Origin of the sequence: Novosphingobium sp. B 225, assembly GCF_002198665.1 — a bacterium.
Lineage (GTDB): Bacteria > Pseudomonadota > Alphaproteobacteria > Sphingomonadales > Sphingomonadaceae > Novosphingobium.
In genome coordinates, this window is the sequence record NZ_MWLM01000053.1 from 1 (window position 1) to 17,553 (window position 17,553).

Sequence of the window (17,553 nt, forward strand, 5' to 3'; positions counted from 1 at the left end):
CACCCCCATGCAGGCCCCCAGCCGCAGCACGGCACCCACATTTCCGGCGATTTCGGGTTCAAACAAGGCGATCCGCATCGCGCGTGATTGGCGCGTGGCGGCGGCGGATGCAAGGGGCAGGAACGCTCTTTCAGATCAGACTGGCGCCGCCGATCCCGTTCATTCCTTGCGCGCCCAGCGCGGTGATCAGGCCGGGCAAGTCCAGCGCCTGCACCGGCACAGCCTGTGCCAGCGCCTGGGCAGCGGCAGTGCCCACCGCCTGGCCCATCGCCATGCATTGCGGCATGCCCCGCACCGATGCAAAAGCCACCGGATCGGCGCAGACCAGCCGCCCGGCAAACAGCAGGTTTTCCAGCTTGCGCGGCACCAGCGCGCGGAACGGGATGGTATAGTAATCCCCCGGCCCAACGATCGCATCGTGGATCATCGCGCCCTGCCCGCGCATCACATCGTCGATCGGATTGTCGCAGGCGACCACGCCATCGGCAAATTTGGTGGCACCGGCCAGATCATCGGCAGTGATCCGGTAGAGCGCCTCAAGCCGCCGGGTTTCGCGCACCCCCACTGTGGGGCCCAGATCGCTCATCCGCGCCTGTTCGAACCCGGGGACGGACTGACGCAGGAAATCAGCCAGCTGGTGGCAGCGGCGGCGGCCTTCCTGGGTGGCGCGGCTGACCTGCCCGGGGTCGGTCCCGTCCACCCCCCGGATATGGACCGAATTGCAGAACACACTGCCCGGATGCAGCCCGCGCATTAGATAGAGCTTGGCCAGATCGGGATGGAGCCGCCCCGCCGCAATCCCCTCGGCCGCCTCGCGCCGGAAATAGGGATCGTCATGCGCAAACACCTGCGCCCAATCCGCCCCGGTCATCATGAATGACAGGGTCACTCCCATCATGTTGCCCTGCGCATCGCCCAGCGTATAGGGCACCCCGGCCTTGGCAGCGATATCCCCATCGCCCGAACAATCGATCACCATGGCGGCGCGGATCGTGAAGGGGCCGCGCCGATCCGTGCATTCCACCGCTGCAATCCGCGCGCCGTCCATCACCGGGCTGGTTGCAATCGTGCCCAAATGCACATCCACTCCGGCATCTTCCAGCATCTGGAACATGGTGAAGACTGCTGTTTCGTGATCATAGATCACTTCGATCCCAAAGTTTTCCAGTACGCTGGGGCGCAGTTCCGCCGCAGGCGGCTCCATCGCGCTCAGCCGCGCGGTCAGCTCGCCAAAGATCCCGCCGATTGACCGCCCCACCGGCAGCCCTGCCCCCCACGGCATGCCGGGGCAAAAGGCCATCACCCCGCCAATCTTGCTCCCCGCCTCAATCAGCCGCACCTGCAGCCCCGCCCGGCCCGACGCCAGCGCCGCCCCGAACCCGGCAGTGCCGCCGCCGATCACCAGTACGTCAGCTGTCAGTTCGCGGTTCATTTCTGGCCTGATTGGTGGAGGATTACAGGACTTGGCTAACGCGAAAGTCGTCCCCCGGATAGCCGCAGCGGCGCGGCATTAGCAGGATTGATTCGGAGGATTGGCTGACCGCTGTGCGGGGGTTGGTGGCGCTGAGAAGAACAGCTGGACCCCGAGTCAAGCCCGGGGTGACGGGGATAGGGGGTTAGCGCACCTGTCAACGGAACTCTGGCCCCACAAGACCGGATGGAACTTTAACCCAACCAATGGTATTCAATCCACATGCAACGTCAGGAAGCCATCGATCGCATTCGCGCCCACGAGGGTGAACTGCGTGCGCTTGGCATCGCGGGTTGCGCGCTGTTCGGATCGGTCGCGCGGGATGCTGCGGGGCCGGAATCGGACGTTGATGTGGTGGTGCGGCTCGATCCGGCAAGGCGCGTAACCCTGTTCGATCTTGCCGAAGCCAGTCAGCGGCTTGAAACCTTGCTTGGCCACAAGGTCGATCTCGTGAGCGAAGGCGGCCTGCGACCGCGCTTTAGGGAACGGATCGCAACGGACCGCACGCATGTCTTCTGACGATCCGCGCGTGGGCGATTGGCTGCGCGACATCATCGACAATGCGATCGCTGCCGAAAACTATGTCGGTTCGATGAACGCAGAACAATTCAGCGCTGACCGCATGCGGATCGATGCCGTTGAACGCTGCCTGATGCGCCTGACCGAAGCCGCGATCAGACTGGGCGAAGAACGCCTGGCGCAAATCGTACCGGACATACCCATGCACCAGATTCGCGGATTGGGTAACATGCTCCGCCACGCCTACGACGGGATTGATCCGGCGGTTGTGTGGGCGACAGTGGTGGAGGATTTGCCGAAGCTGCGAGCGGCCTGTGAAAAGGCAGTCAAGGGTTGATCTGGACAGGGCAGAATACAACACTGCACCCGTTACTCACGTCGGCCCGGACTTGATCCGGGCCTGGGCTGCCTTTTTCCTGACGTTTACGGATCGCGGATTGCCTTGCGCAGAATAGCCAAGCACCGGGTCAAGCCCAGGGTGACGGGGTGGATTGGCGGTTTTGGCGCGCCGCCGCCGTATTCACGGCTCAATCCCCACTTCGTCACCCTGAACTTGTTTGTGCTCCGCACGTCTGTGACTCCAGGGTCCATCATGCCGGTAGCCCCGCCGCCCTTCGGCAAAGCGAGCCGCTCGGCCTGACGTGTCAACAACGCCTTGGGATGTGTCGGGAAATGGACCCTGAAACGCGTTCAGGGAGACGCGGCTTGGTGCAACTGTCACATCGGCCAAAAATTGAGCACTGTCTCCGGAAGCCTCGGAACCCCGGGAACCCCGCTAGACCAGAGTGACCAGAACAGGCCCACGCCTCCAATCGATTTTCATCTTAATTGCTCGTCCAAGGATTCCAGTTCGCTGTTCAGACTCTTGATCCGGCTCACCAGTTCAACCGCGCGATGGCGATCAATCACCAAGTCCTCGAACGGAAGGTTCAGCGCGTCTTGCAGGTCGCGCCGTAACGACAACTTTCCATACGCCGCAGCCTGTAGTGACGAGCGCAGGCGGAGCGGAAAGTGTGCAGCCGGCAAGGCATCAAAGTCTAACGATTGGGCAGCATTTTGAACTGCCCATTCGCCATCGTTGAACTCGATCAAAGCCGCACTCAGAAGGTCATGATCGGGTTTTTCTCCGTCCGCAATACACTTCAATACGCCTAGAATGCCATTGGGAGTGAAGTATAGCTTTTCCAAAGAATGCAGAACCGGCCTAATTCCGCGCTTGTCTACTCTGCCGGAATCAATCAGGTCCTTTACACCTTTGGTAACTCCGATGAACTCTCCAACGGTTGCCAAGGATGCAGCAAAAACCACCGGATAGGACCCTCAATAAACCCGCTTCTTCGGCTTGATGTACTCCACATCGTCGGTCAGCGTGAACTCATGCACCGGGCGGTAGTCGATCTTGACTTCACCGCCCTTGCCGCCCCAGCCTTCGAACCAGGCGGCGGTGTGCTTCATCCAGGTCTTGTCGTCGCGCTCGGGGAAGTCCTCATGCGCATGGGCGCCGCGGCTTTCCTTGCGGTTGTGGGCGCCGTGGAGGGTGACGCTGGCCTGTGAGATCAGGTTGTCGAGTTCCATCGTCTCGATCAGGTCGCTGTTCCAGATCAGCGAGCTGTCCGAAACGTGGATGTCTTGCATCCGCTGGTACGTGGCGGCGAGCTTGACCTTTCCTTCGGCCATCAGTTCGTCGGTGCGGAACACGGCTGCGTGGAGGCTCATCGTGCGCTGCATTTCGGTGCGGACTTCGGCGGTGGGCGATCCGCCCTTGGCATTGCGGAAATGGTCAAGCCGGGTCAGCGCGAGGTCGGCGCTGTCGGCCGGAAGCTCATTATGCGCGGTGCCGGGCTTGATCAGTTCCTTGAGCCGCAGGCCGGTGGCGCGGCCGAACACGACCAGGTCGGTCAGCGAGTTCGAGCCGAGGCGGTTGGCGCCGTGGACCGAAACGCAGGCCGCTTCGCCCACCGCGAACAGGCCGGAGACGACCGTTTCGGGATTGCCGTCCGCGCCGATCGTCACGACTTCGCCGTGATAATTGGTCGGGATGCCGCCCATGTTGTAATGCACGGTCGGCACCACTGGCAGCGGCTGGCGGGTCAGGTCCACCCCGGCAAAGATCTTGCCGCTTTCGGTGATCCCCGGCAGGCGCTGGGCCAGCACCTTGGGATCGATGTGATCGAGGTGCAGGAAGATGTGGTCCTTGTGCGGGCCAACCCCGCGCCCTTCGCGGATTTCCAGCGCCATCGAGCGCGACACCACGTCGCGGCTGGCCAGATCCTTGGCGCTGGGGGCATAGCGTTCCATGAACCGCTCGCCCTCGGAATTGGTGAGGTACCCGCCCTCCCCGCGCGCGCCTTCGGTGATCAGCACGCCCGCGCCGTAGATGCCGGTGGGGTGGAACTGCACGAATTCCATGTCCTGCAGCGGCAGCCCCGCGCGCAGCACCATCCCGCCGCCGTCGCCGGTGCAGGTGTGGGCCGACGTGCAGGTGTAGTACGAACGGCCATAACCGCCCGTCGCCAGCACGACTGCGTGGCTTTTGAAGCGATGGATCGAGCCATCGTCCATGCACATGGCGATCACGCCGCGGCACTGGCCGTCTTCCATGATCAGGTCGATCGCGAAGTATTCGATGAAGAAGTCCGCGTCGTACTTCAGGCTCTGCTGGTAGAGCGTGTGGAGCAATGCGTGGCCGGTGCGGTCCGCCGCAGCGCAAGTGCGCTGGACCGGAGGCCCCTCGCCCATGTTCTGCATGTGCCCGCCGAACGGGCGCTGATAGATCGTGCCGTCATCGTTGCGCGAAAACGGCATCCCGGCATGTTCCAGCTCAAGGATCGCTTGCGGCGCTTCGCGCACCAGATATTCGATCGCGTCCTGATCGCCCAGCCAGTCCGACCCCTTGACGGTGTCGTACATGTGCCAGGTCCAGTGATCGGGCGTGTTGTTCTTCAGGCTCGCCGCGATCCCGCCCTGCGCCGCCACGGTGTGGCTGCGGGTCGGGAACACCTTGGTGATGCAGGCGGTTTTGAGGCCAGCCTCGGCGCTGCCCATCGTGGCGCGCAGGCCCGAACCGCCCGCGCCGACGACCACGGTGTCATAAGTGTGGTCGATGATCTTGTAAGCAGGGGCAGTCATCTCAATTGGCTCCCAGCGCGATGCGCAGAATGCAGAACAGGCCGAACACCGATCCGGCCACGACAGCAAGGTTGAGCAGGATCATGCCGCCGACCCTGTTGGCTTCATTGGAAAGATAGTCTTCGACCACCACCTGCAGCCCCAGCCGGGCGTGCCAGAAGCTGGAAATCACCAGCAGGGCCAGGCAGGTGGCCGGCACCGGGCGCGCGGCCCAATCGTGCACCGTGGCGAAATCGTATTGCTTCAGCCCGACCAGCGAGAACACCAGCCACAGCCCCAGCACCAGGTTGCCGATCGCGGTATAGCGCTGCGACAGCCAGTGGTGTGCGCCCGAATGCGCCGAACCCAGCGCGCGGACGCGGCCGATGGAAGTTCCGTTACCCATCTTGTTGTTCCCTTCAGCGCAGCAGGATCGTCGCCCAGACGGCGATCGTAAGGGCAATCGCGGCGAGCGGCGCGATCACCGACCACACCGCATTGACCCGCAGTTCATAACCCGCGCCAATGTCCAGCACGAAGTGGCGCAGCCCGCTCATCATGTGGGAGAAGAACGCCCAGGTCAGCCCGATCAGCACCACCTGGCCATACCATTCGCCCATGTGGCGGGTGAAGGTCAGATAGCTTGCATCCCCACCAGCCAGCGCTCCCAGCCACCACAGCAGCACACCCAGGCCCACCATGGCCAGCCCATCACCCGTGATGCGGTGCAGGATCGAAACGGCCATGGCCGGACCCCAGCGCCAGATCTGCAGGTGCGGTGAAAGCGGACGGTTCTTCGCTCCGGCCATGCGGCACTTCCCCTTGGTCAACTTGCGCGGCCCATGCCGCCCTTGCCAAGACCCCTTACTCAAAAAAGGGGGGCTTGCAAGCGGGCGACGCCCCAAATTTGGCTCCATGTGCGCTTGTCTAGCGGCCAGTGCTGGGCCTAGAGCCGTTGCATGAGTCAAATCACTGCCCTCGTCACCGGATCATCGCGCGGAATTGGCGCGGCGATTGCTGCGCAGCTGCGCGCGCGCGGTCTGTCCGTCATTGGTCATGCCAGCCGCGCGGTGGATGACGCGACGATTGGGGCGGATCTGACTGATCCCACCGCCCCGGCCCGGATCTGGGAGCAAGCGCTGGAGCGCGGCGGCGGGCGGATCGATGTGTTGGTCAACAACGCCGGGCTGTTCGCAGCCAATCCGCTGGCCCTGTCGGACATCGCCTGGCTGGACAACTGGGAAGACACGCTGCGGATCAACCTGACCGCGGCGGCAGAGCTTTCTCGTTATGCGGTCAAGCACTGGCTGGATCGCGGCGCGGCCGGGCGGATCGTCCATGTGGCGAGCCGTGCTGGCTACCGGGGCGATTCGCCCGATCACTGGCACTATGCCGCAGCGAAAGGCGGCATGATTGCAATGCATAAGACGATCGCGCGGCAATATGCCAACAAGGGCATCATGAGCTATGCGATCTGCCCCGGATTCACCGATACGGCCATGGCCGGGGATTACCTCGCCAGCCGGGGCGGCCCGGCATTGCTGGCGGATATCCCGCTTGGCCGCGTCGCCAGTCCTGATGAAATCGCCACAATCGCCACCTTCTGCGCGCTCGACGCGCCTGAAAGCATGACCGGCGCGGTGCTGGATGCCAACGGGGCAAGTTATGTCCGCTAATACCCGCGCTGGAACCCACCACCCCCAAACCCCCGCCTCTAAGGAAGAGGGGGCTTACCCGGCTAATCCCTGGCTCCTCCTCTTTAGAGGCGGGGGTCGGGGGGTGGTGGCGGCAAAGCTCAACCCATGACCCAAAGCTGGAAAGTCACTCTCCACGCCCCGCGCCCGGTGATCGAAGCCGCGCTGCTGGCGCATGAGGATGCGTGGGACTGGGATCCGGACATGGTCCTGTCGGGCAGCGAAGTGGCCGAAGACCGGCCCGATGACTGGCGGCTGGAAGTGTGGCTGCCGCGCAAGCCGACCAAGGCTGACACGGCCGCGATTCTGGCGCTGTTCGCCGGCCCCGCGCCCAAGCTGGAAATTGAACAATTGCCCGAAGTTGACTGGCTGACCCAAAGCCAGCACGGGCTGGAACCGATCCGCGCGGGCCGGTTCCATGTTCACACGCCGGACCATCCGCCGCTTCACGCAGCGGGCGTGCGCGATTTCGAAATTCCGGCCAGTCAGGCCTTTGGCACCGGCCAGCACGCCACCACCGCTGGCTGCCTGACCATGCTGGACCATATGAAAGCGCAAGGGCTGGTGGTGCGCAATTGCGCTGATATCGGCACTGGCACTGGCCTGCTCGCCTTTGCCGCGCTGGAACTGTGGCCGCGCGCGCTGGCGACGCTCAGCGATATCGATCAGGTCTGCGTCGATGTGGTCCACGACAACGCCCAGCGCAACCACGTGCCGCTGGGCGCCGGGCCGGGGCAAGTGACCATGCTGGTGGCTGACGGGATGGACCACCCGCTGCTGCAGGCGCGCGGGCCCTATGATCTGGTGATCGCCAATATCCTGGCCGGACCGCTGATCCACCTGGCCCCGCATTTCGGCAAAAGTCTGATTCCGGGCGGGCACCTGCTGCTGGCGGGCTTGCTCGAAACGCAGGAAGCGCAGGTCCGCCGCGCCTGCCGCCGCGCCGGGCTGCGGCTCGCCGCGCGGCTGGTCAATGGTGACTGGTCGATCCTCTGGCTGAGAAAGCGCCTGACCAAATGACCTTGCGCGATTTCCTGATTCTGGTGGCGATCTGTCTGGTCTGGGCGGTCAACAATGTGGTCAGCAAGGTTGTGGTCGGCATGTGGCACGTGCCGCCGCTGTTCTATGCGGGCCTGCGTTTTGCCATCGTGCTGCTGTTTACCCTGCCCTGGCTGCGCCCCGTGCCGCGGCCAGTCTGGCGGGTAATGCTGATCGGTGTGCTGCTGGGCGGCGGCAGTTTCGCGCTGATGTTCATCGGGCTGACCACGGTCTCGCCCTCTGCGGCTGCTGTGGTCAGCCAGAGCGGGATTCCGATTACCACGCTGCTGTCGATACTGTTGCTGGGTGAACGGATCCGCTGGCGCCGCGCGCTGGGGATTGCGCTCAGCCTGATCGGCACACTGCTGGTGGTGTGGAAGCCCGGCTTCGCGGTGTCCACGGGCATGCTCTATGTCCTGGCCGCTTCGTTTGCCGGAGCGCTGGGCGCAGTGCTGATGAAGCAGATGGACGTGATCGCACCGCTGCGGTTTCAGGCCTGGGTCGGCATGATGGGCCTTGTCCTGCTTGCCCCGATCAGCGTGGCGACCGAGCTGCCGCAATGGCACTATGCCGCGGCGGCAGGCTGGCCCTTTGTCATCGCGGTGCTGTTTTCCGCGCTGATCGTATCGGTGGTGGCGCATACCGCCTATTTCGTGCTGGTGCAGCGCTATGAAGCCAATCTGCTGACCCCGCTGACCCTGATCACGCCGCTCGGCACGATCGCGCTGGGGGTGATGTTTACCGGCGACCAGTTCGACACACAGATGATCGTCGGCACCGGGATAGCGCTGCTGGGCGTGTTGATCGTCGCGGTGCGGCGGACGGGTGCGCCAACCTCGCTGGCGCAGGAGCATAGCTGACCGGAAAAGCTCTCTCCCCTTGAGGGGATAGATACGCAGGCTTGGCAGCATGCTGCCTAGCCGAAGTTGACGAGGGGCGAGGCTGCGCACTCCCCTCTCTGGGCCCTCTCCCCTCAAGGGGAAAGGGCTTAGCCCAACGCTTCCTCCAGCAGAGCCAACGCGGCCTTGGTAAAGTCCAGCATATTCCCGATCCGGTCATCGCTGTCCGTTTCAGTCACCCGGGTCAGTTCCACGCCCGGCCCGACCACCGCACAGCAGCTAATCCCAGAGGCAACCTGCATTGGATGCTTGCTGCCCCCGGCCGAACCGCTTTCCGCAATCCCCCATTGCGCGCCAAACTGTTCCCGCACTGCCCGCGCCTGCAGCAAGGCATAGTCCGCCGTGGCTGATCGCATCCCCTCGTAAGCTTCCGCCGGCAGGCCGAACAACACGTCGCGCGCCCGCAGCGAATAGACCACCCCGCCCCCGACATAGAATTTCAGCGCCCCCGGCACGGTCAGCAAGGCCGCACCAATCAGCCCGCCGGTCGCGCCATCGGCCACCGCGATTTTCTCACGCCGGGCTTTCAACGCCTCTGCAATCCGCAGCGCCTGGGGGTGGAGGGTGTGGAGCATCGCCCTATCCCGCCGCCTGCACGATCGCGGCCCAGTCCGCTTCGTCGATTACCGGAATGCCCAGCTCCTGCGCTTTTTTGAGCTTGCTGCCCGCACCAGGCCCGGCCACCACCAGATCGGTCTTGGCACTGACTGTCCCGGCCGCCCGCGCGCCAAGCCGTTCGGCCTGGGCCTTGGCCTCGTCGCGGCTCATCGTTTCAAGCGCCCCGGTGAACACCACAGTCTTGCCCGCGACTTCGCTGTCTTTGGTTTCGACCACGTAGGGCGGCGGGCTGACTTCGCTCAGCAGATCATCCCATACGATCAGGTTGTGCGGCTCGTGGAGGAAATCACCCAGCGCCTCAACCACGGCGGGGCCGATGCCGTCGATGGAAACGAGTTCCGCAAGCGCTGCTTGAGCCCCCTCCTCTTCAGAGGAGGGGGTTGGGGGTGGTGGCGGCACGACAGGTAGCTCTGTGTCGCCACCACCTCCCGGCCCGCCCTTCTGAAAAGGAGGGGGAGTATGGGCATGCGCTGCCACCGCCACTTCACGCAGCCGCTCCAAAGTCTCAAATCGCTTGAGCAAATCCCGCGCTGTCACCGCGCCGACATGCCTGATCCCCAGCCCGAACAGCAGCCGCGCGGCATCAGGTGCGCGTTTGGCCTCGATCGCTGCCAACAGGTTGTCCACAGACTTGTCCTTCCAGCCCTCGCGGCCCAGAATCTCCTCACGCCGCGCTTTCAGGCGGAAAATATCCGCCGGACTTTCCAGCCAGCCAAGGGCGAAGAATTCGTCGATGGTCTTCTCCCCCAGCCCTTCAATATCCAGCGCGGCGCGGCTGACGAAGTGCTTGAGCCGTTCGGTCCGCTGCGCCGGGCAGATCAGCCCGCCGGTGCAGCGCACATCGACTTCGCCTTCCTCGGCCACGGCTTCGCTCTGGCATTCGGGGCAATGATCGGGGAATTGGTAGGCCGTCCGCTCCTCCGCGCGGGTCAGGTTTTCGACCACTTGCGGGATCACATCGCCCGCGCGCTGCACCACCACGCGGTCACCGATCCGCACGCCGAGCCGGGCGATCTCATCGCGGTTGTGGAGCGTGACGTTGGACACCACCACCCCGCCAACCGTGACCGGGGTCAGCCGCCCGACCGGGGTCAGCTTGCCGGTACGGCCAACCTGGATATCGATCGCTTCAAGCGTGGTTTCGGCGCGTTCGGCGGGGAATTTATGCGCCATGCCCCAGCGCGGCGCTTTGGCGACAAAGCCCAGCCGCTCCTGCCAGTCGAGCCGGTCAACCTTATAGACCACGCCGTCGATGTCATAAGGCAGGTCCGCGCGGCCATGCTCAATGCTGCGGTAATGCTGCAGCATCTGCTCCAGCGTTGTGCAGCGGAGCAGCAGCGGCGAAACCGGCACGCCCCATGCGGCAATCCGCTGCATCATCGCAAACTGGCTCTGTTCCGGCACCCCGCTTGCTGCGCCCCACCCGTGCGCCAGAAAGCGCAAGGGCCGCGCGGCAGTGACGCTCGCATCCTTTTGCCGCAGCGATCCGGCTGCAGCATTGCGGGGGTTGGCGAACAGCTTGTCACCGCGTTGTTCTTGTGCAGCATTGAGTGCGGTAAAGTCCTGTTTGGACATGTAAACTTCACCGCGAATTTCGAACAGGTCGGGAGGCGTTGGAACGGCACCACCCCCAACCCCCTCCTCTGAAGAGGAGGGGGCTTTCAGGCCAAGCCCAAGCTGCCCCCCCTCCTCTTCAGAGGAGGGGGCCGGGGGGTGGTGGCCCCACAGCAATACCTGCGGGATGTCGGTGATGGTTGCGACGTTCGGCGTTACGTCCTCCCCCACCTGCCCGTCACCGCGCGTGGCGGCGCGGACCAGTCGTCCATGTTCATAGCGCAGCGAACACGACAGCCCGTCAATCTTGTCCTCCGCCGTCATCGCCACTTCGGCATCATCCGGCAGCGCCAGAAAGCGCCGCACCCGCGCGACGAAATCGGCCACGTCTTCATCGCTGAAGGCGTTGTCGAGGCTCATCATTCTGACTTCGTGCGCCACTTTGGACAGCGGCGAGGCGGCGACTTCGTGCCCGACCGTGCGGCTGGGGCTGTCAGCGCGGATCAGGTGCGGGAACGCCGCTTCCAGCGCGGCATTGCGCCGCACCAGCGCATCATATTCCGCATCCGAAATCTCGGGCGCGTCCTCCGCGTGGTACAGCCGGTTGTGATGCGCGATCTGCCTGGCCAGACGCATCAATTCATTGGCGGCTTCGGCTTCGCTAAGGTTGGCTGGATCTATCATGGCTCTCACTCCCCCTCCTCTTCAGAGGAGGGGGTCGGGGGGTGGTGTGCGCGGCGGTTCGGCCAGCGCTCGGGTTGCTGCTCAAGTGCCATTTTCAGGCTAAGCAGTACGCCGTCAAGGTTGGACATGACATCGTGATTGGAGAAACGGACCACGCGGAACCCGGATAACCGGAGAAGCGCAAGATCGCGGCGCGCATCCCGTTCTGGATCATGCGTATCGCCATCAATTTCGATGGCCAGCCCCCGCGCCGGACAGAAGAAATCGACGATGCGATTGCCGATCACATACTGTCGGCGAAACTTGAGTCCCATGAAGCGGCTGTCGCGCAGTTCCATCCACAGGCGGCGTTCGGGTTCCGGCAGATTGCGGCGCATGGCCGCTGCGCGTTTCAACATGACGTCGCGTGTGGGGCCACCACCCCCAACCCCCTCCTCTGAAGAGGAGGGGGCTTTCATTCTGGCTTCTCCAAAATCGTCGCCACCATCGTCCGGCGCGGGTTGAACCCGAGCGACTGGTAAAGCCCGATCGCCCGCGTGTTGCCTGCATAGGAGTGCAGGAAGGGCACTTCGCCGCGCGCGGTGATCCCGGCCATGACGCGGCGGATCAGGCGGGCAGCCAGCCTTCGTCCCTGAAATTCGGGCCAGGTGCAGACCCCCGACACCTCACACAGCCCTGCGCCGGGCAGCATCCGTTCCCCGGCCATCGCCATCAGCCGCCCGTCTGCATCGCGCAGGCCATAGAACGCGCCATAGCGCTGGGTCAGTTCGGCCCAGGGACCCGGTTCGGTGGCGAGCGCCAGCGCGGTCATCTCCGCCGCATCGCCGTCACCCAACAGCAGGGCAGTGTCATCCCCCGGCTGCATCAGCTGCGGATTGGGCGCGATCATCTGTAGCAGGGGCGCAGTGTGCAGCACGCGCATGTTTGGCGGGGCGGGCCATTCCTCAGCCTCGACCACCCAGACTTGCCCGCCCGGCCCGGCCAGCGCCGCCAGCGCCGCCTGCGCCTCGTCCCCGGCATCGCGCGCAGCCCCGAACGGGCCATACCGCGGATCGATCCGCAGCGCCGCGCCCTGCCCCTGGGCAAGGTGCTGCTGGCGGCCGGTCAGCATGTTCCAGACCGGGCGATCGAGCGCCTGCGCGGTCAATGCGTTCCCGCGACCGGGCGGATCTTGGCGCTGGTGCCGAACCCGGCGATCAGCGGCCGCCCCTTGGCAATCGCAGCCTTGACTGTGGGGAGCGAGAGGCTGGCCTGATGGCTGGCCTGATCTTTCCACATTTCGACAATCCAGATCGAATCCGGATCGTCGCGGTCCTCGTTGATCATATAGGCAAGGTTGCCGGGCATCTGGCCGGTCCCTTCCTTGAGAATCGCGATCAGATCAGCCCGTTTGCCCGGCTGCGCCTTCATCTGCCCGATCAGACCGAACAGATCATCAGGGTTTTCCAGTTCTTCCATATGTTTACCGCATCCTTGCAAGAGCAGCAGCGCCATCGCCCCGCCCAGAATTTCACGCCGTGCGAACATCACACCCCCTCCAGCAGCCGGTCAGCCTGCGCGCGGGCCTCGGCCGTGACTTCCGCGCCGGACAGCATCCGGGCGATTTCTTCCTGGCGCCCGGCGGCATCCAGCAGGTGGACCGAGGTGCGGGTGACCGTGCCCTCGCTGCTCTTGGCGATGACATAGTGCTGCTGCCCGCGCGCCGCGACTTGCGGGCTGTGGGTGACGGCAAGCAATTGCCCGCCCTCGGCCAGCCGGCTCAGCCGCTCACCAATCGCAGAGGCGACCGCCCCACCAACCCCGCGATCGATTTCGTCAAAGATCACCGTTGCCGCCCCGCCCTGTTCCGCCAAGGCAACCTTGAGCGCGAGAATGAAGCGCGACAGTTCCCCGCCCGATGCGATCTTGGCCAGCGGCGCGAACGGTGCGCCGGGGTTGGTGGAGATCAGGAATTCGACCGCGTCCATTCCCGCTGGCCCCCACCGATCATCGGGCAGGCGCGTAACCGAGGTGCGGAACTTCGCGGCATCGAGCTTGAGCGGAGCCAGTTCTCCCGCCACAGCCGCATCAAGCCGCACCGCCGCTTCGCTGCGCAAGGCAGACAGCGCCGCGGCCTTGGCGCGATAGCGTTCGCCCGCCGCCGCAGCGGCTGCTTCCAGTTCGGCCAGCCCGGCTTCTCCGCCTTCGATCAGGTCCAGCTCGGCCCGCATCTCACGCATCCGGCGCGGCAGGTCATCGACTTGGCACTGGTGCTTGCGGGCCATGGCGCGCAGTTCGAACAGGCGGGTTTCGATGCCATCGAGCGCGGCGGGATCGTGGCTGAGCGCTTCGCCCGCGCGCCCCAGCTTGTCCTCTGCCTCGCTCGCCTCAATCACCGCGCGGTCCAGCGCGGCCAGCGCATCGGCCAGCAGGGGGTGTTCGCCCGCAATCCGGTCCAGCCGCCGCGCTGCGCTGCGCAGGCCAGCCAGCGCCGAATCCGATCCGGTCCACAAATGCTGCAATTCGGCCAGATCGCCCGACAGCCGCTCACCCTTCTGCATCGTCGCGCGGGCCTCGGCCAATTGCTCTTCCTCGCCCTCGGCGGGTTCAAGCGCGGTCAGTTCGGCCAGATGCGCCAGCAGCAGATCGCGGTCCGCGCCCGCTTTGGTCACGGCAGCGCGGGCTTCATCCAGCGCGTCAGCCGCGCTGCGCCAGCCCTTCCACGCCGCTTCCAGCCCGGCAGCGTCGGCCCCGGCATAGCGATCAAGCAGCAAGCGATGCCCGCGCGGGTTGACCAGACCGCGATCGTCGTGCTGGCCGTGCAATTCCACCAGATGCCCGGCCAGTTCGCGCAGCAGGCCCGCGCTGACGGGTTGATCGTTGACGAACGCCTTGGACCCGCCATCGGCCTTGACCCGGCGTTTGACGATCAGCGGCTCGCCCGGTTCAACGTCCACTGCCGCTTCGCCCAGCACGGCCTGAATGCCCCCGGGCAGCCGCGCGAATTCAAAACTGGCGGTAACGCTGGCCTGATCTTCCCCGCTGCGCACCAGCCCGCTGTCAGCCCGGTTACCCAGCACCAACCCCAGCGCATCAAGCAGGATCGACTTGCCCGCCCCGGTCTCCCCCGTGAGCACGCCCAGCCCATGGCTGAAATCGAGGTCCAGCGCCTCGATCAGGACCACATTGCGGATGGAGAGTCGGGTCAGCATGTTCGCGTGGTGTTCTAACGAACAAGAAGACGCAAGTCACCAAGACTTGCACCTTGTTCTCCCCGACCGTTTACGGGAGGGGTTGCCGGCCAGCAGTTAGCCCGTGAGTTCAACCCCCGCGAACGGCGGTTCCAGCGTAATCTTGTCAGCCAGGCTGACCTTGTCGAGCATCGCTGCCATTTCATCGCGCAAGGTCAGCATCAGGCCGCGCAGGCGGCAATTGGCTTCGGGCAGGCAGTTCTGGCAGTGTTCGTGGGCGTTGCGGCTGGCGCAGGGGACCAGCGCCAGGCTGCCGCGGGTCAGCCGGATGATGTCGCCATAGCGGATATCGACCGGGGGCAGACCCAATTCATACCCGCCATCGCGGCCGCGCGTGGAAATCACCAGCCCTTCGCGGACCATTTCCGAAAGGATCACAGTCAGGAATTTGCGCGGAATGTTCTGCGCTTCGGCAATCGCGTCCAGCCGCACCGGCCCCTGCCGCCAGGTGTCGGCCAGGTGCTGCAGCGCGCGGATCGAATAGCGGGTTTTCTGCGAAAGCATGGCGCGGGCATTACAGCCCTGCCCTGAACGAAATGTCAACTTGGGGAGTAGAAATCGCTTTCCCGCCCCGGCCTGTGCCGGGCTGGATCAGCTGGCGCTGATGCCCGGCGCGTGCTTTTGCATCAGCTGATAGGCTTTGTCATACCATTCGCTACCGGGATAGTTCCGGCCCAGCACCGCCGCGGCCTTTTGCGCTTCTTCCGGAATTCCCAGCACCAGATTGGTTTCAACCATCCGGAACAGGGCCTCGGGGGCGTGGCTGGTGGTCTGGTAACGTTCGATCACGTTGCGGAACCGCAGCTGCGCGGCCAGCCATTTGCCTTGCCGTTCATAAGCGCGGCCGATGGTCATTTCCTTGCCCGCCAGGTGATCGGCGACCAGGTCCAGCTTGAGCCGGGCATCGGCGGCATAGCGGGTGTTGGGATAGCGCCGGGTCACTTCGGTCAGCGCGTCTTGCGCCAGCTTGGTGTTCTTCTGATCGCGGCTGACATCGCTGATCTGCTCATAATAATTGAGTCCGATCAGGTAATAGGCATAGGGCGCATCGCGGTTGCCGGGGTGGATTTCCAGAAAGCGCTGCGCGGCCTGCGTGCTCTTGGTATAATCCTTGGCGACGTAATAGCTGAACGCGCTCATCAACTGGGCGCGGCGGGCCCAGGGGGAATAGGGGTGCTGGCGCTCCACCTCGTCAAACAGGGCGGCGGCGACCTTTGTATCGCCATTATCCAGCTTGTCCTTGGCGGCGCGATACAGCGTATCAACGTCGCGCGCGACGAAGGCAGTATCCTTCACCTTGCCGCGTCCGCCGCAACCGGCAGTAAGCGAAATGGCCACGGTAGCAGTGGCGAGCAGGGCGAGCTTGATCGGCGAACGGGTCAGCATGGTGACACGCCTATAGCCAGCCCCAGCCTGAACGCCAAGTGAAGTTGGCAAGGCGGCGGTGGGCAAGCCCGGCAAGCGGCCCTTGCTTAACCAATATTTCAGCATGACTGGGTAGATTCCGCTAATGACCGGGCTTGGCCATGCCATTCGCACATTCTTTGTGCCGCACATCCCGGAAGCGATCCGGGATGAATTCACGGTGATGGCGGCCACACAGATGCAGCGCCATGCGCGGTTGCTGTTCCTGGCCTTGATGCTGACCACGCCGACGGCACTGCTCGCCATGGCCCCCAAAGCTGACTGGTGGGTTGCCCGCGCCACGCCGATTGCCATGGCGCTGTTCTGTCTGGCTGGCTTCCTCAATCTCAGTCGTGATCTGCGCCTTGCAACCAGCGTGCGGCGCGCCCGGCGATTCGTGCGCGAATCGACAATCGGTTCCTGCGCTATCGCGGTGATGTGCAGCGCCTGGTGCGTCTATTCATGGCTGGGAGCACCGCCGCACGAGCGGGTCTATTATCCGATCATTATCGCCCTGGGGGCCTTTTCAACCGCCTATTGCCTGTCCGCAGCCCGCGGCGCGGCAGTTGCCAATCTGGTGATCAATCTGGTGCCGATGCAGGTGCTGCTGTTTACATCGGGCAACCGGATGGATCTGGCCGTTGGTGTCAGCCTGGCGGTTGCGGCGCTGTTCCAGTTGCATATGATCGATACCTATCAGGCCCGCATTGTCGATCTGCTGAAAGTGCAGCGGCATTCACGGGAACTGGCGCTGACTGATCCTTTGACCGGACTGCTTAATCGCCGGGCGCTGCTGGATAATGCACTGGCGCTGGCGGATCAGGCTCCGCTGCGGCTGATGCTGCTCGACATCGATCATTTCAAGGCGATCAACGACAGCCATGGCCATGACATGGGTGATGCAGTGCTGATCCGCATCGCGGCACTTCTGGCCGAACGCGCCGAAATCCGTGCAAGCGTGGCCAGGATCGGCGGCGAGGAATTCGCCATCCTGGGCACGGCGGATGAACTGCCCGAAGCGCTGGCGCTGGCACTGCTTACCGACATCCGCACCGCCGTGATGCCGCACGGTGCGCAAGTGACCGTCAGCATCGGAGTTGCCGAAGCCCGGATCACCGATGAACCCGCATGGCGCGAGCTGTTCAACCGGGCTGACAGGGCGCTCTATTGCGCTAAGCAGTCTGGTCGCAACCAGTTCGCACTTGCCCGGCCCGCCATCGACTCAGAAGCCCGCGCTGCCGCGTAAAGCAGCGCTTGCGCGGGCCTGCGAACCGCCCCGGACAGGCCCGATCAGACTTGTTTAACCATCCCGCCTAAGCCGGGATTAGGGATAT

At 64.4% G+C, this 17,553-nt stretch carries 19 protein-coding genes and 1 pseudogene; 6 read left to right on the forward strand and 14 right to left on the reverse strand.

Annotated features, from left to right (window positions below; all coding sequences use genetic code 11):
* Both MNBBLIKP_RS18265 and MNBBLIKP_RS08765 read right to left on the reverse strand, forming a co-directional pair.
* Positions 1-78 (reverse strand): annotated as a pseudogene (locus tag MNBBLIKP_RS18265) (tRNA methyltransferase); the annotation flags it as partial.
* 52 nt (positions 79-130) lie between these two features.
* Complete coding sequence (locus MNBBLIKP_RS08765) at positions 131-1,432, reverse strand: FAD-dependent oxidoreductase (protein WP_088309564.1); 1,302 nt, start codon at positions 1,430-1,432, stop codon at positions 131-133.
* 261 nt (positions 1,433-1,693) lie between these two features.
* Between MNBBLIKP_RS08765 and MNBBLIKP_RS08770 the strand changes: the two genes are divergently transcribed.
* Both MNBBLIKP_RS08770 and MNBBLIKP_RS08775 read left to right on the forward strand, forming a co-directional pair.
* Positions 1,694-1,990, forward strand: coding sequence for a nucleotidyltransferase family protein (locus MNBBLIKP_RS08770; protein ID WP_088309567.1), 297 nt, complete (start codon positions 1,694-1,696; stop codon positions 1,988-1,990).
* Positions 1,980-2,327, forward strand: coding sequence for a HepT-like ribonuclease domain-containing protein (locus MNBBLIKP_RS08775; protein WP_088309570.1), 348 nt, complete (start codon positions 1,980-1,982; stop codon positions 2,325-2,327). Before MNBBLIKP_RS08770 ends, MNBBLIKP_RS08775 begins: the two co-directional genes overlap by 11 nt.
* Positions 2,328-2,809: 482 nt before the next feature.
* On the opposite strand, the gene MNBBLIKP_RS08780 is transcribed toward MNBBLIKP_RS08775, so the two are convergent.
* Genes MNBBLIKP_RS08780 through sdhC form a run of 4 tightly spaced genes read right to left on the reverse strand, consistent with a single transcriptional unit; the run spans position 2,810 to position 5,907 of the window.
* Positions 2,810-3,298, reverse strand: coding sequence for a hypothetical protein (locus tag MNBBLIKP_RS08780; RefSeq protein ID WP_140420562.1), 489 nt, complete (start codon positions 3,296-3,298; stop codon positions 2,810-2,812).
* Positions 3,299-3,310: 12 nt separating this feature from the next.
* Positions 3,311-5,119: a succinate dehydrogenase flavoprotein subunit gene (gene sdhA / locus MNBBLIKP_RS08785; RefSeq protein WP_088309574.1), complete on the reverse strand. Its 1,809-nt coding sequence runs from the start codon at positions 5,117-5,119 to the stop codon at positions 3,311-3,313.
* A 1-nt stretch (position 5,120) separates the two neighbouring features.
* Positions 5,121-5,504: a succinate dehydrogenase, hydrophobic membrane anchor protein gene (gene sdhD, locus MNBBLIKP_RS08790; RefSeq protein WP_088309576.1), complete on the reverse strand. Its 384-nt coding sequence runs from the start codon at positions 5,502-5,504 to the stop codon at positions 5,121-5,123.
* A gap of 13 nt (positions 5,505-5,517) precedes the next feature.
* Positions 5,518-5,907 (reverse strand): succinate dehydrogenase, cytochrome b556 subunit, encoded by a 390-nt coding sequence (sdhC, locus tag MNBBLIKP_RS08795; RefSeq protein ID WP_088309578.1) that lies wholly within the window; start codon positions 5,905-5,907, stop codon positions 5,518-5,520.
* Positions 5,908-6,057: 150 nt separating this feature from the next.
* On the opposite strand from sdhC, the gene MNBBLIKP_RS08800 reads away from it, so the two are divergent.
* From MNBBLIKP_RS08800 to MNBBLIKP_RS08810, 3 genes are all read left to right on the forward strand, one after another.
* The gene (locus MNBBLIKP_RS08800; RefSeq protein WP_088309580.1) at positions 6,058-6,774 is read left to right on the forward strand and encodes an SDR family NAD(P)-dependent oxidoreductase; all 717 of its coding nucleotides are present in this window, start codon (positions 6,058-6,060) and stop codon (positions 6,772-6,774) included.
* A 126-nt stretch (positions 6,775-6,900) separates the two neighbouring features.
* Positions 6,901-7,812, forward strand: a complete 912-nt coding sequence (locus tag MNBBLIKP_RS08805; protein ID WP_088309582.1) for a 50S ribosomal protein L11 methyltransferase — start codon at positions 6,901-6,903, stop codon at positions 7,810-7,812.
* Positions 7,809-8,690 (forward strand): DMT family transporter, encoded by an 882-nt coding sequence (locus MNBBLIKP_RS08810; RefSeq protein WP_088309584.1) that lies wholly within the window; start codon positions 7,809-7,811, stop codon positions 8,688-8,690. Before MNBBLIKP_RS08805 ends, MNBBLIKP_RS08810 begins: the two co-directional genes overlap by 4 nt.
* 128 nt (positions 8,691-8,818) lie before the next feature.
* On the opposite strand, the gene MNBBLIKP_RS08815 is transcribed toward MNBBLIKP_RS08810, so the two are convergent.
* The 8 genes from MNBBLIKP_RS08815 to MNBBLIKP_RS08850 form a co-directional block, all read right to left on the reverse strand.
* On the reverse strand, positions 8,819-9,304 hold the full coding sequence (locus MNBBLIKP_RS08815) for a CinA family protein (RefSeq protein WP_088309586.1): 486 nt from the start codon (positions 9,302-9,304) through the stop codon (positions 8,819-8,821).
* 4 nt (positions 9,305-9,308) lie between these two features.
* Positions 9,309-11,585: an NAD-dependent DNA ligase LigA gene (gene ligA / locus MNBBLIKP_RS08820; protein ID WP_088309588.1), complete on the reverse strand. Its 2,277-nt coding sequence runs from the start codon at positions 11,583-11,585 to the stop codon at positions 9,309-9,311.
* 5 nt (positions 11,586-11,590) lie between these two features.
* Positions 11,591-12,043 (reverse strand): endonuclease domain-containing protein, encoded by a 453-nt coding sequence (locus MNBBLIKP_RS08825; protein WP_369678912.1) that lies wholly within the window; start codon positions 12,041-12,043, stop codon positions 11,591-11,593.
* A complete protein-coding gene (locus MNBBLIKP_RS08830; protein WP_254912976.1) occupies positions 12,040-12,732 on the reverse strand; it encodes a GNAT family N-acetyltransferase in 693 nt (230 codons plus the stop codon). The genes MNBBLIKP_RS08825 and MNBBLIKP_RS08830 overlap by 4 nt, the downstream gene beginning before the upstream one ends.
* The gene (locus MNBBLIKP_RS08835) at positions 12,729-13,112 is read right to left on the reverse strand and encodes a putative quinol monooxygenase (protein ID WP_088309592.1); all 384 of its coding nucleotides are present in this window, start codon (positions 13,110-13,112) and stop codon (positions 12,729-12,731) included. Before MNBBLIKP_RS08835 ends, MNBBLIKP_RS08830 begins: the two co-directional genes overlap by 4 nt.
* Positions 13,112-14,776, reverse strand: a complete 1,665-nt coding sequence (gene recN, locus MNBBLIKP_RS08840; protein WP_088309594.1) for a DNA repair protein RecN — start codon at positions 14,774-14,776, stop codon at positions 13,112-13,114. The genes MNBBLIKP_RS08835 and recN overlap by 1 nt, the downstream gene beginning before the upstream one ends.
* 96 nt (positions 14,777-14,872) lie before the next feature.
* Positions 14,873-15,319: an RrF2 family transcriptional regulator gene (locus MNBBLIKP_RS08845; protein ID WP_088309596.1), complete on the reverse strand. Its 447-nt coding sequence runs from the start codon at positions 15,317-15,319 to the stop codon at positions 14,873-14,875.
* Between the two features lie 87 nt (positions 15,320-15,406).
* The gene (locus tag MNBBLIKP_RS08850) at positions 15,407-16,201 is read right to left on the reverse strand and encodes an outer membrane protein assembly factor BamD (RefSeq protein WP_088309598.1); all 795 of its coding nucleotides are present in this window, start codon (positions 16,199-16,201) and stop codon (positions 15,407-15,409) included.
* A 124-nt stretch (positions 16,202-16,325) separates the two neighbouring features.
* Between MNBBLIKP_RS08850 and MNBBLIKP_RS08855 the strand changes: the two genes are divergently transcribed.
* Entirely contained in the window at positions 16,326-17,465 is a 1,140-nt protein-coding gene (locus MNBBLIKP_RS08855; RefSeq protein ID WP_088309600.1) for a GGDEF domain-containing protein, read from the forward strand.
* Positions 17,466-17,553: the final 88 nt, after the last annotated feature.